The 22339-nt window shown below is 37.9% G+C and carries 23 protein-coding genes, 1 tRNA gene and 1 pseudogene; 23 read left to right on the top strand and 2 right to left on the bottom strand.

Going from position 1 to position 22339, the window contains the following annotated elements; all coding sequences use genetic code 11:
• The first annotated feature begins 398 nt into the window (after positions 1-398).
• The 17 genes from WMO42_RS04405 (at position 399) to WMO42_RS04325 (ending at position 17937) form a co-directional block, all read left to right on the top strand.
• Positions 399-1412, top strand: coding sequence for an iron ABC transporter permease (locus WMO42_RS04405; protein ID WP_022502064.1), 1014 nt, complete (start codon positions 399-401; stop codon positions 1410-1412).
• On the top strand, positions 1385-2578 hold the full coding sequence (locus tag WMO42_RS04400; RefSeq protein WP_349191633.1) for an ABC transporter ATP-binding protein: 1194 nt from the start codon (positions 1385-1387) through the stop codon (positions 2576-2578). Before WMO42_RS04405 ends, WMO42_RS04400 begins: the two co-directional genes overlap by 28 nt.
• 14 nt (positions 2579-2592) lie before the next feature.
• A complete protein-coding gene (locus WMO42_RS04395; protein WP_022502062.1) occupies positions 2593-3225 on the top strand; it encodes a precorrin-8X methylmutase in 633 nt (210 codons plus the stop codon).
• Positions 3219-4376: a cobalt-precorrin-5B (C(1))-methyltransferase CbiD gene (gene cbiD, locus WMO42_RS04390; protein WP_055306532.1), complete on the top strand. Its 1158-nt coding sequence runs from the start codon at positions 3219-3221 to the stop codon at positions 4374-4376. The genes WMO42_RS04395 and cbiD overlap by 7 nt, the downstream gene beginning before the upstream one ends.
• Before the next feature lie 85 nt (positions 4377-4461).
• The gene (gene cobM / locus WMO42_RS04385) at positions 4462-5208 is read left to right on the top strand and encodes a precorrin-4 C(11)-methyltransferase (protein ID WP_022502060.1); all 747 of its coding nucleotides are present in this window, start codon (positions 4462-4464) and stop codon (positions 5206-5208) included.
• The gene (locus tag WMO42_RS04380) at positions 5205-6272 is read left to right on the top strand and encodes a cobalt-precorrin 5A hydrolase (protein WP_055174454.1); all 1068 of its coding nucleotides are present in this window, start codon (positions 5205-5207) and stop codon (positions 6270-6272) included. The genes cobM and WMO42_RS04380 overlap by 4 nt, the downstream gene beginning before the upstream one ends.
• A 3-nt stretch (positions 6273-6275) precedes the next feature.
• Positions 6276-6995 carry a precorrin-3B C(17)-methyltransferase gene (cobJ, locus tag WMO42_RS04375; protein WP_055306533.1) on the top strand — a complete coding sequence of 240 codons (720 nt, stop codon included), beginning with the start codon at positions 6276-6278 and terminating at the stop codon, positions 6993-6995.
• Positions 6992-7774, top strand: coding sequence for a precorrin-6A reductase (gene cobK / locus WMO42_RS04370; protein WP_022502057.1), 783 nt, complete (start codon positions 6992-6994; stop codon positions 7772-7774). The genes cobJ and cobK overlap by 4 nt, the downstream gene beginning before the upstream one ends.
• 85 nt (positions 7775-7859) lie before the next feature.
• Positions 7860-9050, top strand: coding sequence for a precorrin-6y C5,15-methyltransferase (decarboxylating) subunit CbiE (gene cbiE / locus WMO42_RS04365; protein ID WP_349191632.1), 1191 nt, complete (start codon positions 7860-7862; stop codon positions 9048-9050).
• Positions 9047-11548 (top strand): cobyrinate a,c-diamide synthase, encoded by a 2502-nt coding sequence (locus WMO42_RS04360; RefSeq protein ID WP_349191631.1) that lies wholly within the window; start codon positions 9047-9049, stop codon positions 11546-11548. The genes cbiE and WMO42_RS04360 overlap by 4 nt, the downstream gene beginning before the upstream one ends.
• A complete protein-coding gene (locus WMO42_RS04355) occupies positions 11542-12081 on the top strand; it encodes a bifunctional adenosylcobinamide kinase/adenosylcobinamide-phosphate guanylyltransferase (protein ID WP_022502054.1) in 540 nt (179 codons plus the stop codon). The genes WMO42_RS04360 and WMO42_RS04355 overlap by 7 nt, the downstream gene beginning before the upstream one ends.
• Positions 12068-12838 carry an adenosylcobinamide-GDP ribazoletransferase gene (locus tag WMO42_RS04350; protein ID WP_055174461.1) on the top strand — a complete coding sequence of 257 codons (771 nt, stop codon included), beginning with the start codon at positions 12068-12070 and terminating at the stop codon, positions 12836-12838. The genes WMO42_RS04355 and WMO42_RS04350 overlap by 14 nt, the downstream gene beginning before the upstream one ends.
• A gap of 33 nt (positions 12839-12871) precedes the next feature.
• A complete protein-coding gene (locus tag WMO42_RS04345; protein ID WP_022502052.1) occupies positions 12872-13339 on the top strand; it encodes a bifunctional adenosylcobinamide kinase/adenosylcobinamide-phosphate guanylyltransferase in 468 nt (155 codons plus the stop codon).
• Between the two features lies 1 nt (position 13340).
• Complete coding sequence (locus tag WMO42_RS04340) at positions 13341-13928, top strand: histidine phosphatase family protein (protein WP_022502051.1); 588 nt, start codon at positions 13341-13343, stop codon at positions 13926-13928.
• Between the two features lie 139 nt (positions 13929-14067).
• A complete protein-coding gene (gene cbiB / locus WMO42_RS04335) occupies positions 14068-15087 on the top strand; it encodes an adenosylcobinamide-phosphate synthase CbiB (RefSeq protein WP_349191630.1) in 1020 nt (339 codons plus the stop codon).
• 82 nt (positions 15088-15169) lie between these two features.
• Complete coding sequence (locus tag WMO42_RS04330) at positions 15170-16282, top strand: histidinol-phosphate transaminase (protein WP_349191628.1); 1113 nt, start codon at positions 15170-15172, stop codon at positions 16280-16282.
• A 137-nt stretch (positions 16283-16419) separates the two neighbouring features.
• A complete protein-coding gene (locus WMO42_RS04325) occupies positions 16420-17937 on the top strand; it encodes a cobyric acid synthase (RefSeq protein ID WP_116443507.1) in 1518 nt (505 codons plus the stop codon).
• 41 nt (positions 17938-17978) lie between these two features.
• Here WMO42_RS04325 and WMO42_RS04320 read toward each other — a convergent pair whose 3' ends face one another.
• Together WMO42_RS04320 and WMO42_RS04315 are read right to left on the bottom strand one after the other, a co-directional pair.
• Positions 17979-18377, bottom strand: coding sequence for an FCD domain-containing protein (locus WMO42_RS04320; RefSeq protein WP_318295536.1), 399 nt, complete (start codon positions 18375-18377; stop codon positions 17979-17981).
• A gap of 78 nt (positions 18378-18455) precedes the next feature.
• Positions 18456-18539 (bottom strand): annotated as a pseudogene (locus tag WMO42_RS04315) (FadR family transcriptional regulator); the annotation flags it as partial.
• Positions 18540-18706: 167 nt separating this feature from the next.
• Here WMO42_RS04315 and WMO42_RS04310 point away from each other — a divergent pair.
• From WMO42_RS04310 to rimP, 6 genes are all read left to right on the top strand, one after another.
• Entirely contained in the window at positions 18707-18925 is a 219-nt protein-coding gene (locus WMO42_RS04310) for a helix-turn-helix transcriptional regulator (protein WP_055174479.1), read from the top strand.
• Positions 18912-19706 carry a DUF3169 family protein gene (locus WMO42_RS04305; protein WP_242854109.1) on the top strand — a complete coding sequence of 265 codons (795 nt, stop codon included), beginning with the start codon at positions 18912-18914 and terminating at the stop codon, positions 19704-19706. Before WMO42_RS04310 ends, WMO42_RS04305 begins: the two co-directional genes overlap by 14 nt.
• A 111-nt stretch (positions 19707-19817) precedes the next feature.
• Positions 19818-20681 (top strand): aldo/keto reductase, encoded by an 864-nt coding sequence (locus tag WMO42_RS04300; protein ID WP_022502046.1) that lies wholly within the window; start codon positions 19818-19820, stop codon positions 20679-20681.
• 52 nt (positions 20682-20733) lie between these two features.
• Positions 20734-21501, top strand: coding sequence for a carboxymuconolactone decarboxylase family protein (locus WMO42_RS04295; RefSeq protein ID WP_349191627.1), 768 nt, complete (start codon positions 20734-20736; stop codon positions 21499-21501).
• Positions 21502-21670: 169 nt separating this feature from the next.
• Positions 21671-21742 (top strand) — tRNA-Glu (locus WMO42_RS04290).
• Positions 21743-21863: 121 nt separating this feature from the next.
• The gene (rimP, locus tag WMO42_RS04285) at positions 21864-22328 is read left to right on the top strand and encodes a ribosome maturation factor RimP (RefSeq protein WP_116443504.1); all 465 of its coding nucleotides are present in this window, start codon (positions 21864-21866) and stop codon (positions 22326-22328) included.
• Positions 22329-22339: the final 11 nt, after the last annotated feature.

Below are 22339 nucleotides of genomic sequence, written 5' to 3'. Positions count from 1 at the left end.
TACTCACTTAAAAATCTATTTATAAAAGAGACTGTCACATTAAGATATAATATGACTACTTCGTAGTCACTTAGAAGTTTCTTCGAAACTTCATATGCGTGGAAAAGCAACGCATGGCATAAGCTATAATATGACTACTTCGTAGTCACTTAGAAGTTTCTTCGAAACTTCGGATGCGTGGAAAAGCAACGCAGGGCATATGATATAATATGACTACTTTGTAGCCACAATGCACTGAAAACCGTGCAGAGCATATGGTATTATACTTAATGGGGCAGTCATTTTGCAATAATATTAAAAATGCAATGATATTAGAATTACAATAATATTAGAAATGCAATAATATTAAAAATTACAATAATAACGCAAATTGCAGTAATTATCAGAATGGAGAAAATATGCAGATAAAACAGATACTCCGCTACCAGCTTGTATATATACTGCTTGCAGTATTACTTGTTGTGGCGGTTATATTAAATATTAATACAGGTAATATCCATATATCTCCTGCGAGAATTTTCAGAATTATATTTTTAAAGGGTGATATGGGAACACCTGAATACAATATTATCTGGAAAATACGACTTCCACGATTATGTATGGCGGCTATTTTGGGCGGTGCTTTGTCATTGTCAGGATTTCTGTTACAGACATTTTTCAGAAATCCAATAGCAGGACCATTCGTGCTTGGGATTTCATCTGGTGCGAAAATGTTTGTTGCAATCACAATGATATTTCTTTTAAAGTATGTATCAGGTATGCCGCTCTGGGCACAGGTTGCGGCGGCATTTGTCGGTTCACTGCTTGCAATGCTTTATGTACTTATATTTGCTAATAAAGTTAAGAGCATGTCTATGCTCCTGGTTGTGGGAATTATGATTAGCTATATATGTTCTGCAATAACAGACCTTTGTATTACATTTGCGAATGATTCAGACATTGCCAATCTCACACACTGGGCTATGGGAAGCTTTTCAGGAAGTTCGTGGCCAACAGTAAAGCTTGCGGCTGTAGTTGTATTTCCAACAGCAGTTATTACATTTCTTTTTTCTAAGCCAATCAGCGCTTATCTTTTAGGTGAGGGATATGCGCAGAGTATGGGAATTAATATAAAGTTCTTCAGGGTATGTATTGTACTGCTTTCGAGCCTCCTTTCAGCTTGTGTTACAGCACTGGCGGGTCCTATATCGTTCGTTGGAATTGCAGTTCCACATATTACAAGATTATCACTTAAGACAACAAAGCCGATTGTTACAATTCCTGCAATATTCTTATGCGGTTCGGTGTTTTGTATGTTCTGTGACCTTATTGCAAGAACAATATTCTCACCATCAGAGCTTGCGATAGGAACAGTCACAGCAGTATTTGGTGCACCGGTTGTTATATGGCTTATGGTAAAGCAGAAGAGATAATTGTTGTAAGGAAATGGAAAGTTGAGAAATATATGGAACAGATATATGTACAGACAGAGGATTTAAGTGTAGGTTATCATAAAAAAGTGCTTCTGTCAGATATAGCACTTAAGGTTAATAAAGGTGAAATTCTTGTATTAATCGGACCTAATGGTGCAGGAAAATCTACAATAATAAAGAATCTTATAAAGGAAATGAGTCCTATAGGTGGCAATATATATATAAAAGGCAGGAAAATAAGCGATTACACAAGTAAAGAATACGCTAAGACTATGTCTGTTGTGCTTACAGAAAAGATTAAGACCGAGATGATGACGTGCCGTGATGTTGTCGCAATGGGAAGATATCCGTACACTAATTATTTTGGAAGACTTACCAAAGAAGATGAACAGATAGTAAATGAGTCATTAAAGAAGGTATCAGCAATTGATATAGCAGATAATGATTTTTCACAGATTAGTGATGGACAGCGCCAGAGAATTATGCTTGCAAGGGCAATATGCCAGAAGCCTGAGGTCATAGTGCTTGATGAGCCGACTTCATTTCTTGACATAAGACATAAAATTGAGCTTCTGGATATACTGCAGGAGATGGCTGTTAAGGATAATGTCGCCGTTATTGTATCTTTACACGAAATAGAACTTGCGGCTAAGATAGCAGACTATGTTATGTGTGTTGGTGCAGATAGAAAGATAGAATTTGGAAGACCAGAAAAGATATTTACAGATGAACGCATAAGCAGGCTTTACGGATTAACACACGGAACGTATAATTGTATGTATGGAAGTACAGAATTAAAGAAGCCGGAGGGTACACCGAAGGTATTCGTAGCTGGCGGTGCTGGAACTGGAATATTAATATACAGGGAATTACAGCGTATTGGTATTGCATTTACAGCAGGGATTCTTTATGAAAATGACTGTGATTATCCGATAGCCAAAGCACTTGCGGCAGATATTGTCACAGAGAAAATGTTTGAGCCTATAGGAAAAGAGACATTAGATAAAGCCTGTAAAAGAATTGATGAGGCAGATTATGTTATAGATACAGGCTGTCCAATCGGCAGTATTAACAGTGCAATGAAAGAATTATTAGATTACGCAGAAAAGAAGAATAAGAGAATTCTTACAAAGCCAGACATAGATACAATGAAATCATTATTCTAAGGAGAATAGATATTATGAAACCAATGGATATTGAAAAAGAGTCATTTGCAATAATCGAGAAAGAACTGACAACTGATATTCCAGCTGAATATAAGCCGGTTGTCAAACGTGTTATTCATACAACGGCGGACTTCTCATACGAAACAAGTATGACATTTTCCAAAGGAGTTATTGAGGAAGCACTTAAAGCTATTAAAGAAGGTGTGGATATTGTTACAGATACCAATATGGCGAAGTCAGGAATAAGCCACAAAATGGCAGAGAAGTTTTCCTGTTCGCTTAATTGTTATATGGCAGACAGTGATGTTGCCAGTGAAGCGGCAAAGCGTGAGGTTACAAGAGCAACAGTCAGCGTGGAGAAGGCGGCAAAGGATAATCCAGACTGTATTATGGTTGTAGGCAATGCGCCAACAGCTCTTATGAGAATAAGAGAGCTTTATGATGAGGGCATATTTGTGCCAAGACTTGTTATTGGAGTTCCAGTTGGTTTCGTAAATGTAGCCAGTGCAAAGGAAGAAATTATAGAAAGCGGAATGTCATATATAGTAGCAAGGGGCAGAAAGGGCGGAAGCAATGTTGCCGCCGCCATTATGAATGCACTGTTCTATATGGCGGCAGATGATGATAAAGAGTGGCGCAGATGTTAGAAAGATATGTATACAAAAATCAAAAGAAAATGCGCTGCGGATATACAACAGGAACCTGTGCCTGTGCCGCCGCCAAAGCTGCGGCATATATGCTTCTGTCAGGCAGGGAAGTAAAAGAGATTAAAGTGATAACTCCTATGGGAGTATCACTTACACTTCCGGTTATTGACATAGATATTAAAGAGGATAAGGTAATATGTGCAATTAAGAAAGACAGTGGGGATGACCCTGATGTGACCAATGGAATAAAGATATATGCACAGGTTACTTATGTTAAAGAAGATATAATGAGAACTATAAATACTGACGGGGTAATTGTAGATGGTGGAATAGGAGTAGGACGTGTTACTAAGAAGGGCTTGAAATGTGCTGTTGGAGAAGCGGCAATCAATCCAGTACCTCTTAAGATGATTAAAGAGGCGGTAGCAGAGGCAGCAGAAAGTTATTCTTATGAGGGAAGCCTTAAAGTTATAATATCAGCACCCAAAGGAGTTGATATTGCCAAGAAGACGTTTAATCCGAACCTTGGAATTACAGGGGGCATATCAATTCTTGGAACAACAGGAATTGTAGAGCCTATGAGTGAACAGGCACTTATTGATACAATTAAGACAGAGATTAATATGCACATAGCACAGGGAGAGAAAGTGCTTCTTGTTGCACCGGGTAATTATGGACAGGATTTTCTGCTTAATACACTTAATATTGAGCTGAAAAGAAGCATAAAATGCAGTAATTATATTGGCGATACAATAGATATGGTGTGTGATGCAGGTGCTAAGGCAATGCTTCTTGTGGGGCATATAGGAAAGCTTGTAAAATTAGGTGCAGGAATAATGAATACACATTCCAAAGTGGCAGACGGACGAATGGAAGTTCTGTCAGCCTGTGCAATAAGGGCAGGTGCAGATAATGATACAGCATTAAAGATACTTGATTGTATTACGACAGAGGCGGCACTTGAAATTTTGAAGAAATCAGACATACTAGAGAAGACTATGTATCAGCTTACGCTTCGTATAGAAGATGTATTGCAAAGAAGAAGCAGTGGCAAGATAGTAATTGGAGCAATTGTATTTTCAAATGAATATGGAATATTAGGGAAAACACCGGCGGCAGATAAGCTGTTGGAACTTATAAAAAGCAGTTAAAAATCATAAAAAGCAGTTAAATTGTGAATTATGTATGATAGACATAAATTATGAATTAATATAGAGCAGACACAGGAGAATAAATATGGTAAAAATAGTCGGAGCAGGACCGGGAGCGAAGGATTTAATTACAGTCAGAGGTATGCGTATGCTTAATGAAGCGGATGTAATTATATACGCAGGTTCACTTGTAAATGAGGAATTATTAGAGTATGCAAAGAAGGATTGTGAGATATATAACAGTGCATATATGAACCTCAGGGAAGTTATTGATGTGATTGTAAAAGCAGAGGGCGAGGGAAAGAATATAGTGCGCCTTCATACAGGAGATCCGTCATTATATGGTGCAATAAGAGAGCAGATTGAAGAACTTGCCAAATACGGAATTACCTGTGAGATATGTCCTGGAGTGAGCAGTTTCCTTGCGGCCGCGGCGGCAGTTAAATGTGAGTATACAGTTCCAGATGTAGCACAGACAGTAATTATTACAAGAATGCCGGGCAGAACCCCGGTTCCAGATAATGAGAGCATAGCAAAGCTTGCACAGCACGGTACATCAATGGCGGTATTCTTAAGCTCATCACATTTAGAGGAACTTAAAGAAGAATTATATAAAGGAGCATTTACACCAGACACGCCTTGTGCGTTATGTTATAAGGTAAGCTGGGAAGATGAGAAATGCATACGCACAACATTGAAAGATCTTGACAGTGAAGCAAGGAAAGCAGGCATTACAAGAACTGCACTTGTATTGGTCGGGGAATTTCTTGGGGACAAATATAGTTTTTCTAAATTGTATGACCCAGAGTTCACTACGGAGTATAGAAAATGAGAACAATTATAATAACCTTCACACACGAGGGGATGAAGGTAGCAAAGAAAGCCAGTGAGGCAATGGACGGTGAAGTAATAATATACTGTCACCAAAGATGTGCAGATACTTATAAGAATGAGGCAGTACCATTTGTGGCAGTTGGAAGTGTTATAAAGAGCGAGTTTGCAGTAAGTGACAGAATATTATTTGTGTGTGCTGTTGCAATAGCTGTAAGAACTATAGCACCATACCTTAAAAGCAAGGTTACAGACCCGGCGGTGCTTGTTGCAGATGAGGGCGGAAAGTATCTTATATCACTTCTATCAGGTCATATTGGCAGAGCTAATGAGTGGTGCAGTAAGCTTGCTGTCAGGATAGGTGCAATGCCGGTAATTACTACAGCGACCGATGCAAGAGGAATGTTTGCAGTTGATATATTTGCCACGGAACATAATATGAGAATAGTTAATCCGGTTATGATAAAAGACATATCAGGCAGGATATTAAATAATGAGCCTGTTGGAATAACAGGCAATGATAAATATAAGAACCTGTTAAAAGTAACAGAAGAACGCTGGAACGGACAGATTAAATATACTGATAATAGTAATAATGAGTATGAAAGCGGTGTACAGATAATTACAGGCAAAGACGATAAAATAGTATTTAAGCGCACATTAAAGCTTGTACCACAGGAGCTTGCTGTAGGAATTGGCTGTAAAAAAGGCAAGTCAGCACATGAAATAGAGCGGGCTGTCAAGAAAACATTTGATAAAGCAGGGCTTTTGCTGGAAGCAATTGCTGTTGTGGCTTCGGTTGACAGAAAAGCAGATGAAGCAGGAATAATTGAATTTGCAAGAAAATGTAAAGTGCCATATAAGACATATACGCCTGAATATTTAAGAGATGTTGAAGGTGACTTTGTATCTTCAGCTTTTGTTGAAGAACAGATAGGTGTAGGAAATGTATGTGAACGCAGTGCGGGTGCCGCGTCTTCTGGTGGAGAAAAGCTTGTAGGAAAGACAGCAGATAACGGAGTTACAGTAGCTATTTACAGAGTGGCACAGAAAAATAAGGAGTAGATTATGCTTAAGATAGTAGGTTTTGGAAGCGGAGCAAAAGATAATATGACACTGGAGGCATCAGTCGCAATAGCTGGTGCTGACCTGATAGTTGGATATACTACATATGTTGATATATTAAAGCAGTATTTTCCTGATAAAGAGTACTATTCAACTAATATGATGCAGGAAAAGGAACGCTGTCAGTATGCAATAGATACAGCTAAAGAAGGAAAAGAGGTAGTGCTTGTATGCAGTGGAGATAGCGGTATATATGGTATGGCAAGCCTTGTATATGAGCTTGCAGAGGATAATCTGGATATTAAGGTTATATCAGGTGTAACAGCCGCAAGCAGTGGTTCAGCCTGCCTTGGTGCACCATTGTCACACGATTTTGCGGTTATCAGCTTAAGTGACTGTATGACACCTTGGGAGCTTATTAAGAAAAGAATAAAGGCGATGGCTGACAGCGATATGGTAATGTGCATATATAACCCATCAAGCCGCAGAAGAAGCGGATATTTAAAGGAAGCCTGCGATATTGTATTAAAGGTACAGTCACCGGATACAGTGTGCGGTTATGTAAGAAACATAGGAAGAGAGAACGAAACTACAGGAATTCTTACATTAAAGGAGCTTGCGGATTTTAAAGCGGATATGTTTACAACAATATACATAGGCAACAGCCATACTAAGGTAATTAATGGGAAAATGGTTACACCAAGAGGATATAAGGTTGTATGAGAAAGACGATAATGCTTTTTGCGGGGACAACAGAGGGCAGAAAGTTATGTGAATATCTTACAGGAAAGAACTGTGACACTTATGTATATGTAACGACTGAATATGGCAGGGAATTACTGCCGCAGGCTGATAATGTGCATATACATACTGGTAGAATGGATGAGGCTGATATGCTAAAGGAGTTAGAAGCTAAAAAGCCATATATAGTTATTGATGCCACACACCCATATGCTACACAGGTTACACATAATATTAAAAATGTGTGTGACAGCAAGAACATTTCTTATGTGAGGGTATTAAGGGAAGATAATGACAAAAAGCCAGAGTTTAAGTCAGATAACATTACATATGTTAAGTCAATAAAAGATGTAGTAGAACTACTTAACAGTGAACAGCATAATAGTAAAAATATTCTTATGACGACAGGCAGTAAGAATATACCAGAGTATGTCTATATTACAGATTATAAAGAGAGAGTATATTTAAGGCTTCTTCCTAATCCTGAAATGTTACAGAGTGCAATAGAAGCAGGGATTATGCCGTCACATTTAATAGGTATGCAGGGACCATTTTCACAGGAATTAAATGAGGCAGTAATAAGACAGTTTAATATAGGTGTTCTTGTGACAAAGGAGTCTGGCAGTAATGGCGGATATGAAGAAAAGGTGTCTGCCACAGAGAATACAGGCATTGACTGTATAGTAATAAAACGTCCAGTAGAAGAAAATGGAGTAAGCCTGCCAGAGCTTATTAAATATCTTAAGACAAAAGGGTTATAAAGCCTAAAAGCTATGTGGTTTTAGAGTTATAAAGTTTTAGGAAAATGGCTGTCTATAATGTTAATGAATTAAGGTGGAGTGAATAATGAAAAGGGTAATTATAGCTGGTGTGGGGCCGGGCAGTAAAAGCTGTCTTACAGAGGAAGTAAAGGAAGCAATTGATAATTCAGAGGTGCTGATTGGTTCTAAAAGGCTGATAGAAGAATACACAGATAAGAAGACATTTTATGCAGTAACAGCAAAAGACATAATAGATATTATTGATAATGAAAATGCCAATAACTACGTTGTGCTTATGTCAGGTGATACAGGCTTTTACAGCGGTGCAAAGAAGCTTGCAGAGGTACTTGCTGGAAAGTATGAATACAGCATTATGGCAGGTGTATCTTCTGTAATATATCTTGCGGCAAAGATAGGAAAGTCTTGGGAGAACGCAGCTTTTGTAAGCCTGCACGGCAAGAAACAAAGCTATATACCTGTAGTTTTACAAAATGAATTGACATATTTTCTGACACAGGGAAATGTATCACAGATATGCCAGGAGCTTTATAGGGCAGGACTTGGACAGGCACATATATGGATTGGTGAAAATCTTTCATATGATAATGAGAAGATAACTAATGGAAATGTGTCTGAATTTACTGAATATATTTCAGAAGGACTTACGGTATTGGCAGTTTATAATGAACATTCGCGTGCATTTTCAATAACAGGAATTGCTGACAGCAGTTTTATCCGTTCTGATGTGCCGATGACGAAAAGGGAAATCCGTGCAAGCGTTGTAAGCCGAATGGCGGTATCTAAGAATTCCTGCGTATATGATATAGGTGCAGGAACAGGCTCTGTCACAGTGGAGCTTGCACTTCACGCACTTTACGGAACAGTGTATGCAGTTGAGAGGACAGAAGAGGGCTGTAGTCTTATAGCTAAAAATGCAGAAAAATTCGGACTTAATAATATAGAGATTATACACGGCAATGCGGCGGCTGTTATTGATAGTCTGCCAGTACCCGATAAAGTATTTATTGGTGGAAGCGGTGGAGAGTTAGAATACATTTTCAGCAGTATTCTTAAGAAAAATCCATATGTCCATATTGTGGTTACGGCAGTGACATTAGAAACACTTAACAATACTATTTCATTAATGGAAAAGAATGGTGTGAATGTCCTTGATATAGTCCAGATTGCAGTGACAGAGGTAAAGAAAAGGGGCAGATATCATATGATGTCTGCGAATAATCCAGTATTTATTATAGAAGGAAGAGGTGCAAAGTGAGCCGTATAATGATAGCAGGGACAGGCAGTGGAAGTGGCAAGACAACAATTGTCTGCGGTCTATGCCAGTGTTTTAAAGATATGGGACTTAATATATCAGCGTTAAAATGCGGGCCTGATTATATAGATTCTATGTTTCATTCGCGTGTGTTAAATATGAGCACAGGTAATCTTGACAGCTGGTTTTGTGATAATGCAACAATAAAATATCTGCTTGCAGGTAAAGAGGATAAGAGTGATATAACTATTGTAGAGGGAGTTATGGGCTACTATGACGGACAGGGCTTTAGCACAAAGGGAAGTTCTTATGAGATAGCAGACATTACAGATACGCCGGTTATTCTTATAGTGAACTGCCGTGGAATGAGTAATTCAATCGGCGCAGTTGTAAAGGGTTATCTTGGATATGAAAAGAACAATAATATCAAAGGTGTAATCTTTAATAATCTTTCAGACAGGTTATATGGTAATGCCGCACGCATAGTTAAAGATATGGGGATAGAACCACTAGGCTATATGCCATATAAGAAAAATGCTGTGCTTGAAAGCCGTCATCTTGGTCTTGTGACCTCGGCAGAGGTGGAACATTTTCAGGAAAAAATCAACAGTATTGCAGAGCAGATGAGGGAAAGCGTTGATATAGAAGGAATACTTAGAATTGCAGAAAATGCTTCAAAGCTGGAAGCCATACATAAGAACATAGATAAAAAAGATGTAAGGATTGCAGTTGCAAAAGATGAAGCTTTCTGTTTTCTTTATGATGATAATATAGATTATCTAAGGCAGTGCGGTTGTGAGATAGTGTATTTTAGTCCACTTGCAGATAATAAGCTTCCGGATAATATAGACGGGTTGTTACTATATGGCGGTTATCCAGAGCTTCACGCCAAAGCGTTGTCAGAAAATGTATCAATGAGGAATGATATTGCAAAGAAGATAAAAGAAGGACTTCCCTGCATAGCAGAATGTGGAGGATTTCTTTATCTGCACGAATACTTAGAAACACCAGAAAAAGATAAATATCCTATGGCGGGAATTATAAAAGGAATGGGATATAATGCAGGAAGACTACAGCGTTTTGGCTATATGACGCTTACGGCAAAGAAAGATACACTGATTGCCTCTGCAAATGAAAGCTTTCGTGCACACGAATTCCACTATTGGAATAGTGACTGCCCTGGTGAAGATTATGAGATAAAGAAAGCTTCAGATAACAGTATAGCAACAGCAGGTTATGGAAGTGATACGTTGTATGCTGGATTTCCACATATATATTTCTATGGCAATGAACAGGTGGCAGATAATTTCATAAATGCCTGTGTCCGCTATAGAAAGAATTATAAAAAATATAATGACAGGCTTGAAGGTCATGATATTAAAAGTTTTATTCCAGAATTAGGTTCTGATATTAAAAGTCTTATTCCAGAACTGTCAAAGATAAAGGCAAGCAGTAAAGATAGTGTACAAAAAGCACGTAGTCATTGGAATGGGATAGCAAAGCCACTGCACGGACTTGGACTTATGGAGGAAATAATAAGCCAGATAGCAGGAATCGAGCATACAGCAGATGTCAATATTGACAGACGTGCTGTTATTGTAATGTGTGCAGACAATGGCATAGTTGAAGAAAGTGTTACCCAGACAGGACAGGAGGTAACCGCGATAGTGAGCTGTAATATGGCAGACGGAATATCAAGTGTATGCAGAATGGCGGCATATGCCAATGCAGATGTTATTCCTGTGAATGTTGGAATTGCCATGGATACGCTTGAGGACGGAACAGATGTAGGAACTTATAAGGGGCTTGTCAATAAGAGGGTTATGTCTGGCACTAATAATTTCCTTAAAGAGCCGGCAATGTCAGAGGAACAGCTTATACAGGCTATATATGCAGGAATTACACAGGTTAAGGAGTGTAAGGAACAGAAGTATAATATTCTTGCAACAGGAGAGATGGGAATAGGCAATACAACCACAAGCACGGCACTTGCCTGCATACTTTTAAATCTTGAGCCACATATGGCAACAGGCAGAGGTGCAGGGCTTGATGATAAAGGTCTTAAGAAAAAGATAGAAGTTATTACCAGAGCTAAAGAAATGTATGGAAGCTGCCAGGACAATCCATTAGGTCTTTTACAGAATATAGGCGGACTCGATATTGCAGGGCTTGTCGGAGTATATATTGGTTGTGCACTTTATGGAATACCTGTTGTTATAGATGGTGTTATCTCGGCAGTTGCGGCACTTATTGCAGTAAGGTTGAATAGTCAGATTGGTGATTACATAATAGCTTCACATCAGGGAAAAGAGCCTGCGATGAAAGCTCTGCTTAACGAACTTGGAAGGAAGGCTGTTATACACGGAGAGCTTGCACTTGGAGAGGGAACAGGTGCGGTTATGATGTTTTCTCTTCTTGATATGGCTTTGCAGGTGTACAGGGAAAATACTACATTTGATGATATACGCATAACTGCCTATGAGGATTACGAAAAATGTTGATTATGGTTACAGGAGTAAGCGGCAGTGGCAAGTCAGAATATGCCGAGCAGATAAGCTGTCAGCTTGCAAAGGACAATAAAAAATATTATGTGGCTACTATGTATCCATATGGAGAAGACGGCAGAAGCAGGGTTAAGAAGCACAAGCTGCAGCGTGATGGCAAAGGCTTTGAAACGATAGAGCAGTATCAGAATATAGGTGGTGCACTTAAAGGATGTAAAAGAGATACAAAACCGGTAGTATTGGTTGAGTGTATGTCTAATCTTCTTGCTAATGAATGCTTTGAAGAAAACGGACATCCAGATAATATATTTGCTGAATGTATGCAGTTGTATTCAGAGTGCAGTCACCTTGTAATTGTGACTAATGAAGTGTTTTCAGACGGGTGTGAATATGATGATAGCACAACTGATTATATAAGACGGCTTGGAGAGCTTAATGTAAAGCTTGCAAAGGCAGCAGACACAGTTGTTGAGGTTGTATACACTATTCCTGTAGTATTAAAGGGGGATATCAGTTATGTCGGTAATTAAATCATTGGTAATTGCATTTTCAATGTATTCTAAAATACCAATGCCGCATTTGGAATTAGAAGAAAAAGATATGAGATATGTAATGGGCTTCTTTCCGTTAGCAGGTCTTGTTATAGGTGCAGTCATATATGGCTGGGTGTATATCAGCGGTCTGCTAAATGTGCCGGATATCAGCAGGACACTTGTTCTTGTAGTAATTCCTGTACTGATAACAGGGGGAATACACATTGACGGCTATATGGATACAAGTGATGCACTTAATTCATATGGTGACAGGGAGAAGAAGCTGGATATATTAAAGGATTCGCATATTGGAGCATTTGCAGTTATAAGATTACTTATGTATTCTGCGGTATATTATGCGGCGGCATATATTATTGTGCAGAAGCCAGATAATATGAGACTTTTGCTTCTGGCACTTACGTTTTATCTGTCAAGAATTATAAGTGGTCTGGCAGCAGTTAATTTCCGAGGAGCAAGGAACAATGGAATGTTGCATACATTTACAAGTGCAACAGCAGTAAAATGTGTAAATGTAATGCTTGCGGTACAGTTAATTATATGTGTTATACTTATGTGCCTTTGCAGTGTTACAGGTGCTGTTGTAGTTATCGTTGTGGCATTCGTGGTTTTATTGTATTACAGATATATGGCATATAAGCAGTTCGGTGGAGTGACGGGCGACCTTGCAGGGTATCTGCTATGTGTAAGTGAACTGTGTATGACAATAGCTGTTGCTGTTATAGCATTGCTTTAGTGAATAAAAATGTGCACAGAAACGAGGAATAATATGGAATTATATTTTGGCGGAGCTTATCAGGGAAAGCTTGATTATGTATGTGGCAGGAAAAATATAGTTAAAGAATTGTGTGGTAATGCAGAAGATACAATGAGTAATATATATTCAGAAGATGATAAGTACATTAAAAATAAAATATGCAATAATAATATAGCTGATGGAGCATATTGCAGTATTGAAGATATAAAAAATGCCTGTATATTAAATCATTTTCATCTGCTTATAAAAAGACTGCTTAAAGATGGGAAATGTACAGATACGCTTATAGATACCATTTATGCTGGCAATCCATCAATTATAATAATATGCGATGAGATTGGCAGTGGCATAGTTCCTTTGGAAAAAGAGGACAGAATATACCGTGAAACAGTTGGGCGTATGCTTTGCAGGGCTGTAAAAAAGGCTGACAGGGTAGAGCGTATAGCGTGTGGCATAGGACAATGCCTGAAAGGTGAATAATATGAAGATTGTATTAATCAGACATGGTGCAACAGCAGGTAATATCAAAAAAAGGTATATAGGCATAACTGATGAGGACTTATGTGCTTCTGGGATTGAGAGCATACATAATAATATTAAGGCAGGTTATTACCAAGGGGTACAGGCAGTATATGTAAGTCCTATGAAAAGGTGCAGGCAGACGGCAGAGCTTATATATCCTGAATATAAACAGCATATAGTGCCAGATTTCAGGGAATGTGATTTTGGCATATTTGAAGGAAAGAATTATAAAGAACTTTCTGGCAATGAGCAGTACCAGAGATGGATTGACAGTAATGCAACGATACCATTTCCACAAGGAGAAGATGTTGCGGATTTTAAGAAAAGAAGTGTTAAGGGCTGGTATGATATGATTAAACAATGCCGTTTATTGAATTATTCGGACATTGCATGTGTAATTCACGGCGGCACAATAATGTCAGTAATGTCAGAGATATATGGTGGTGGCTATTATGATTATCATTGTGGCAATGGTGATGGGTATATATGTGATGTGGCTTTAGATGGAAGCATTAATAATTATACAGAACTTTTACGTTGTGAGTAAAAATATGCGTATTCTATGAGTAAAGATATGTATTTATCTTGAGTAAAATATGTGTTTGTTATAAATAAATATGTGTGTCTATTATATGTTAAAGTATGAGTTTATTCTGAGTAATAGCGTGTGAAGGAATGAGGAGTTTATGAATTTATTTATATGCCAGACAATAGCAATTGGCTGTGGTTATATACTGGATCTGCTTATTGGCGACCCTCACTGGCTGTATCATCCGGTACGCCTTATAGGTAATCTTATTTCGTTGTTAGAAAGTATTTTATTAAAAGAAAAAGATACATCTGCTAAGAAGTACAGAAAGGGTATGGTGCTTGCAATATTAACGCCGTTAATAACGGGTATTGTTATTGTATCTATTCTGGTTGTTGGTTATCATATTAATATGATACTTGGCTGTGTAATTGAAACAATAATGTGTTATCAGATACTGGCAGTAAAATCGCTCAAAGTAGAAAGTATGAAGGTATATTATGCTTTGGATAAAGAAGGGTTACAGCAGGCACGTAATGCCGTTGCAATGATAGTCGGCAGGGATACGAAACAGCTTGATGAACACGGCGTTGTAAGGGCAGCTGTTGAAACTGTCGCAGAGAATACATCAGACGGAGTTATTGCACCATTATTTTATATGATGTTATTCGGGGCGGCTGGCGGTTTTGTATATAAGGCTGTTAATACAATGGATTCAATGATAGGTTATAAGAATGATAAATATTTGTACTTTGGAAGATTTGCGGCGAAGTTAGATGATGTTGTGAACTTTATTCCGGCAAGAATAGGCGGCTGTCTTATGGTTGTGTCAGCAGGAATTGCACAGCTTGCAGAAAAATGTAATACAAAGGATAAAACAAATTCACACTATAGTATAGGGAATGCGTGGAAGATATTTAAAAGTGACAGAAAAAAGCACAGCAGTCCTAATGCCGCCCAGACAGAGTCGGCCTGTGCAGGAGCTTTAAAAGTAGCATTATCAGGCGATAATTATTATTTTGGAAAGCTTGTGCATAAGCCACAGATAGGAGAGGCAATACGTCCGCTGGAAGCTGGTGATATAGGAAGAAGTAATATTTTATTATATATTACTGCATTTCTTATGGTAATTATTGTGTTATTAATAAGATTGATAATAATGTTGGCAGTCAGATAATTATATTTTAATCAGATTGGCATATTGATACGGGGATTGCATACTGATAAAGAGATTGTCAGGCAGATGAGAGGTTACAGCTATGGAACAGCAGATACACGGTGGAAATATATATGATAAAAATATATACAACAAAGAAATAACACTTGATTATTCGGTTAATATTAACCCTTTAGGAATGCCGCAGGAAGTGTGTAATGCGATTACGCAGGATATTGGTGGTTATCAGACATATCCAGACATTAAGTATACGGCATTAAGAAATGCAATTGCCTGCAAAGAGAGTATTAATGCAGATAACATTTATAAGGTTAATATTAATGCTAAGAATATACTCTGTGGTAATGGTGCTTCAGAACTTATAATGGCAGTTGTAAGGGCTGTCCATCCAGAAAAATGTGCCATTGCTGCACCTTCATTTTCAGGCTATGAGCGTGCAGTTAAGGCGTATGGAGCAGGGATTGTATATTATGAGCTTGACAGTAATAATGGCTTTAGCTATGAATATGTAAGTGGACGATTAGAACAGCTTGATGTCCAGCTATGTTTTATATGCAATCCGAACAATCCGACAGGGAATATTATACCTGAAAATATTCTTATCAATATATTAGACATATGCAGAAGAAGAAATATTATAGTTGTTGTGGATGAGTGCTTTTTAAGATTTAACCGTAATTATGAGAAGATAAGCTGTAAGCGTTTTCTAAAGGATTATAATAATCTTGTAATAATAAATGCGTATACCAAGTTCTATGCAATGGCAGGAATAAGGCTTGGATATCTGATGAGTTATAATGATGAATTAATCGACAACATATCTTTACAGCTTCCAGAGTGGAATATATCAACAGTGGCACAGCGTGCAGGAATTGCGGCATTTAAGGATAAAGATTACGAGGAGCACACATATAGGCTTATCGAGAAGGAACGGGAATTTCTTACAGATAAATTATCGGCTATGGAATGTATCGTATATCCGTCTGAGGCAGACTATATAACTTTCAGGCTTCCGTCAGATAAGGCTGGCTGTCAGCTGCAGGACGAATTATTAAAAAATGGAGTTCTTATCCGTTCGTGTCAAAGCTACCGCAATATGCCGCCAGACTGCTATCGCATAGCAGTAAAGAAGCATACAGATAATGAAATTCTTATTGATTTTATAAGCAATATATTAACAAAATGTATAATATAGATTAAGAATAGGTAATTGTAAAATGGCAATATATCCATAGATATCAATAACGGACAAATTATTATTATATATAAATATTATAACAAAGTTAATTAGGATAGGAATTTAACATAGATAACAGGGAAGGTGCAGTGATTATGGCAAGAAATCTGATGATTCAGGGAACGATGTCCAATGCAGGAAAGAGCATTATAACAGCAGGAATATTAAGAGTGTTAAAACAGGATGGCTACAGTGTAGCACCATTTAAGTCACAGAATATGGCACTTAATTCATATATAACAGCCGATGGCCTGGAGATGGGAAGGGCACAGGTTATGCAGGCAGAGGCGGCTGGGATATCCCCTTGTGTAGAGATGAATCCGATACTTTTAAAACCGACAAGTGATGTTGGTTCTCAGGTAATTGTAAATGGAATACCATTAAAGAATATGCCGGCTAAAGAATATTTCCAGTACAAAAAGCAGCTCATTCCAGATATATTAGAAGCGTATAATAAGCTTGCCAGTGCGTATGACATTATTGTTCTTGAGGGTGCTGGCAGTCCGGCAGAGATTAACCTTAAAAAAGATGATATTGTTAATATGGGAATGGCAAAGCTTGTAGATGCACCTGTTCTGCTTGTAGGTGATATTGACAGAGGTGGTGTATTTGCACAGCTTGTTGGAACAATTATGCTGTTAGAGGAAGAAGAACGCAGGCGTGTAAAAGGTCTTGTTATGAATAAGTTCCGTGGAGATAAGAGAATATTAGAGCCGGGCATAAAACAGTTATATGATATATGTCCAATTCCGGTTGCAGGTGTAATTCCTTATGTTAAGTTTGACATTGATGATGAAGACAGCCTTGCTTCACGGATTGAGCCATCAGCCTACAATGCACATATGTCAGATGAGCAGTTCGACATAGTAGTAATACGTGTGCCTCACATTTCTAATTTTACGGATTTTAATGCACTTGAGCGTATTGAAGAGGTCAATCTGCGTTATGCAGACAAGGCAGAACAGATTGGAAATCCCGACCTCATAATTCTTCCGGGAAGCAAGAATACAATTAATGATTTAAAATGGCTTCGTAAAAATGGGATGGAAGCACAGATTATAAAATGTTCGAGACAGGATATTCCGGTATTTGGAATATGCGGTGGCTTTCAAATGTTAGGAAATGTCATTGATGATTCGTGTGGTGCAGAAACTGGAGAAGTTGTAGCAGGAATGGGACTGCTTCCGGTAACAACCAAATTTTCAAAGAATAAACATCGTACAAGAGTGCAGGGGATAACTTGTATACAATCTGGAATGTGGGAAATGCTTGGACAGAAGAAATGTAAAGGCTATGAAATACATATGGGTGAAAGTACAATAAGTGAAGATGGTGCGAATCCATTTGCAAGAATATTCAATACTGTTGATAAGACCGAATATATGGATGGCTGTGTACGGGGCAATACAGCAGGAACTTATATGCATGGGATATTCGATGGACAGGAATTCTGCGACAGCTTAATCAATATGCTCTGTGCAAGGTATGGTATTACATCAAAGAGTGGTGTCAGAATAAGCTTTGATGAATACAAGCAGAGAGAATATGATAAGCTGGCAGATGTGATCCGTGAGAATATGGATATGAAGTATATATATGAGATTATAGGTTAAAGCTAAATTGAATAAAATGTATAATGTTTAATAAAGGTGTATTATTTTGAAGAATTAATACACCTTTTATTGTACATAAGATGCATATACATAGCATCCTGGGCACGGACAGCATTATGTTCTGCGATAGCCTCCGCTATTTCACGATGAGTTTCGATGGTTTCAGTTTTAAGGATGTTGCCGGTTGTTTCAACAAAAAGAGGGATAGAGCTGTTTATTATTGGGATTAATCTTGGAATGACAAGATTCTTGCTTCCCATAGCAATAGCGGTGTGGAATTCTATATCTTTTTGTGTATGGTCTTTTTTTTGTTCCATAAGCTCCTCAACCTCATCACATAATCTGATGATTTTGCTGATGTCATTCTTATCAGCATAGGTTGCTGACATAGCAGCAATAGAAGGCTCAAGTAAAAAACGTATTTCCAGCAGATCCTGCACAAGCTTCTTCTTATCTGATATGAATGTAAAGCCAAAAGGATCGTCTACTATACCAGGTGATGAGGCTACATATGTTCCAGACCCCTGTTTGATAGTTACAATATTGCGGGAGGCAAGAAGCTTCATAGCCTCTCTAAGAGAGCTTCTTCCAATATCAAGCTGGTGTGATAAGTGGCTTCAGGAATTATTTAAAATTGAGTATCGTTTTGGTTATTTGGTATTGACAGTGTATAATGACAAGAGTATAATGCAAAATGACAAAAAAAGTTGTCGTTATAGCAATGAAAGTTGTCAGATTAATAATAAAAGTTGTCATATGGAGGTGTAGTATGATACTGCGAAATCGGCTGAAAGAACGCAGAGCTGCGCTGGATGTCAATCAGCAGGAGATGGGAAGACTGTGCGGAGTGTCAAGACAGACAATCAGTCTTATAGAAAGGGGCGATTATTCGCCGTCTGTCACTCTTGCATTAACGATTGCAAAAGTATGCGGCGTTACTGTGGAAGAAGTATTTTATTTACAGGAGGAAGATAATGATGGGAAATGAAGAAATTAAGAAAGCAAACAGAAAGGCATTGCCTAAGTTCATATTGCTTTGTATTGTAGGAGCTTTAATCGGAGGTGTAGCTGGGTATCTTGTTGGAGCAAATGGAATTGATACAATGTCAGGGGATTTTAAAGTGGTAGTTAGTAATTATGTTGAATTAACTGCACCTTGGATTATGCTTGCTATTGCAGTTATAATTCCTATAGTATTAGTGCCATACTACAGGAAGGCTAAGAAGCAGTTATCACAGTGGGATGGTGAAGACGAAGAAGTATCAGATGGTGTCGAAGAGAAGCTTTCTATAATTCAATGGGTTTCAAGTGGAGCACTTATAATTTCATATTTTCTTATTGCGGCATCATATTCAGGTGGTACAGCAATGTTTGAAAGTGTTAACAATATGATAGGATTAACTGTTAGCATTGCAGCATTTTTAGGGATTATGGCAGAGGTTGTTATTATACAACAGAAAAGTGTTGACTGTGTAAAGATAATGAATCCTGAAAAGACGGCATCGGTATATGATATGAAGTTCCAGAAGAAATGGCTTGAAACCTGTGATGAAGCAGAGAAGATTATAGTTGGGAAATGTGCATTTAAAGCATTTAATATAACGAATAGTATGTGCAGTGTACTTGCAGTTATTCTTGCAATCAGTGCACTTATGTTTGGAATTGGTTTTCTCCCTTCATTTGTTGTGTGTCTTATCTGGATAGTTAATATGTCAATATATTGCAAAGAATGTCTGAAATATTCAAAAGTTGGTAACAAGATTATGTAGATAAATATTGTAATGAAATTTCTCACCACCCCCCCCCTTGACTTGGAGTTAAGTCAAAGTATTAAGATAAACACATAAACGATAATACATTTTAGAAAAGGAGCAATGGGAATGTATAATAATACTTTAACACTTAACAATGGAGCGAAAATTCCACAGCTTGGACTTGGTACTTGGTTTATTGACGATGCAAAGGTTGCAGATGCTGTAAAAGAAGCGGTAAAGCTTGGATACAGACATATTGATACAGCACAGGCATATGGCAATGAAAGAGGTGTCGGTGAAGGAGTGCGTAATTGCGGAGTTTCAAGAGAGAAACTTTTTGTAGTATCAAAGGTTGCCGCTGAACATAAGACATACAAGGAAGCTAAAGCTGGTATTGATGAGACACTTGAAAAAATGGGACTTGATTACCTTGATATGATGATTATTCATTCACCACAGCCTTGGTTAGAGGTTAATCAGAGTGATGACAGATATGTAGAAGGTAACAGAGCTGCATGGAGGGCATTGGAAGATGCTTATAAGGAAGGAAAGCTTAAGGCAATTGGTATATCTAATTTCCAGATTGGTGATATTGAAAGTCTTTTAGAAACAGCAGAGGTTAAGCCGATGGTTAACCAGATTCTTCTTCATATAAGCAACACGCCATTAGAACTTGTAGAATACTGCCAGAAGCGGGGAATAGTAGTAGAAGCATATTCACCTATAGCACACGGTGAAATTCTTAACCAGCCAGAGATTAAAGTGATAGCTGATAAATATGGTGTTACCATTCCACAGCTTTGCATCAGATATACATTACAGCTTGGAGCAATAGCACTTCCAAAGACAGCTGATCCTGAGCATATGAAGAGTAATGCAGAAGTAAATTTTGAAATCAGTGCAGAGGATATGGAAGCTCTTAAGAATTTCAAGAAAATTGAAAATTATGGTGAGAGCAGTGGCTTCCCAGTATATGGCGGTAAACTTTAATTAGTGAAATTGGTAAAATTTAATTAGAGAAATATATTAATAGAGGATTGTTATGGATAAAATAGTACAGACAGCAGGAAGAACAGCTTTAGGAGAATATGCTCCACAGTTTGCACATTTTAATGATGATGTGCTTTTTGGTGAGAACTGGAATAATCAGGATATTGATGTAAAGACAAGAAGCATTATAACAGTAGTTTCACTTATGTCTATGGGAATTACAGATTCTTCACTTAAGTTCCATTTACAGAATGCCAAGACACACGGCGTAACTCAGAAGGAAATCGTGGCTGTTATAACACACGTTGCATTTTACGCAGGCTGGCCAAAAGCGTGGGCAGTATTTAATCTTGACAAGGAAGTATGGAATGTAAATGAAGGTGATTTGCCTTATGAAGATGAAGCTATGAGAGCACACGCAAAAGAAATGGTATTTCCTATCGGAGCACCAAATGAAGCATATGCACAGTATTTTATAGGAAAGAGTTATCTTGCACCTGTATCTACAAGTCAGGTGGGAATTTTTAATGTAACATTTGAACCGGGCTGTAGAAATAACTGGCATATACATCACGCAAAGAGTGGCGGCGGACAGATTCTTGTATGCGTATCTGGACGTGGTTACTATCAGGAAGAAGGAAAAGAGGCTGTAGAACTCAATCCGGGCGACTGCATTAATATTCCAGCAGAAGTTAAGCATTGGCACGGAGCAGCACCAGACAGCTGGTTCTCATATCTGGCAGTTGAAGTACCTGGCGAGGAGATATCTAATGAATGGTGCGAGCCAGTGACAGATGAGCAATATAGCAAGCTTAAATAAAAAATGTAAGGCACGAACCCAGTGTTTTAGCGGCTTTCAGCACATATAAAGATTTATTTTAAATTTTTTTGAAATTTCTTCAAAAAAGTGCTTGACGAATTACATTGGGTCGTGTATTATAATGAAGTGCTTTGCGATAGCAGCTAACACAAAGCAAGACTTAAGATATGGCTTATTGGTCAAGTGGTTAAGACGTCGCCCTCTCACGGCGAAGACAGGGGTTCGACTCCCCTATAAGCTATTCTGCGTTATAATTGATTCGAAAGAGTGGGCTTTATGTCCACTCTTTCGTTTTTGCAATATAATTATTGTTTGATTAATGCAGAATGAAAACTGAATATTATTAAAAGAAAGAGGTAGTAATGGGTAAGAGAGAAGATTATGAAGCTAAGACAGAAAAGCTTATAATGCCAATTGTTGAAGCTAATAATGTAGAACTTTTTGATGTGGATTACATTAAAGAGGGTCAGGACTGGTATCTGCGTGTCTACATAGATAAAGAAGGTGGAGTTACAATTGATGACTGTCAGGCTGTAAGCAGAGCTTTTAATGAGATACTTGATAAGGAGAACTATATTACTGACCAGTACATTTTTGAAGTGAGTTCACCGGGACTTACAAGACCTTTAAAGAAAGAGAAGGATTATGCAAAGAGTATTGGGAAACTTATAGATATTAAGCTTTACAAAGCTGTTGAAGGCTTAAAGGAATATACAGGCGTTCTTAAGGAATACGATAAAGACAACATTACAATAGAGATTGATGATAATCTTATAAAGATTGAGAGAAGCAATCTTGCAATGATTAGATGGGCATATGTTGAATAGATATATAACTA

This window comes from Lachnospira sp. CLA-JM-H23, assembly GCF_040096425.1.
GTDB lineage: Bacteria > Bacillota > Clostridia > Lachnospirales > Lachnospiraceae > Lachnospira > Lachnospira rogosae.
The sequence above is the reverse complement of the archived record's forward strand: the minus strand, read 5'-3'. Positions and strand labels throughout refer to the sequence as shown.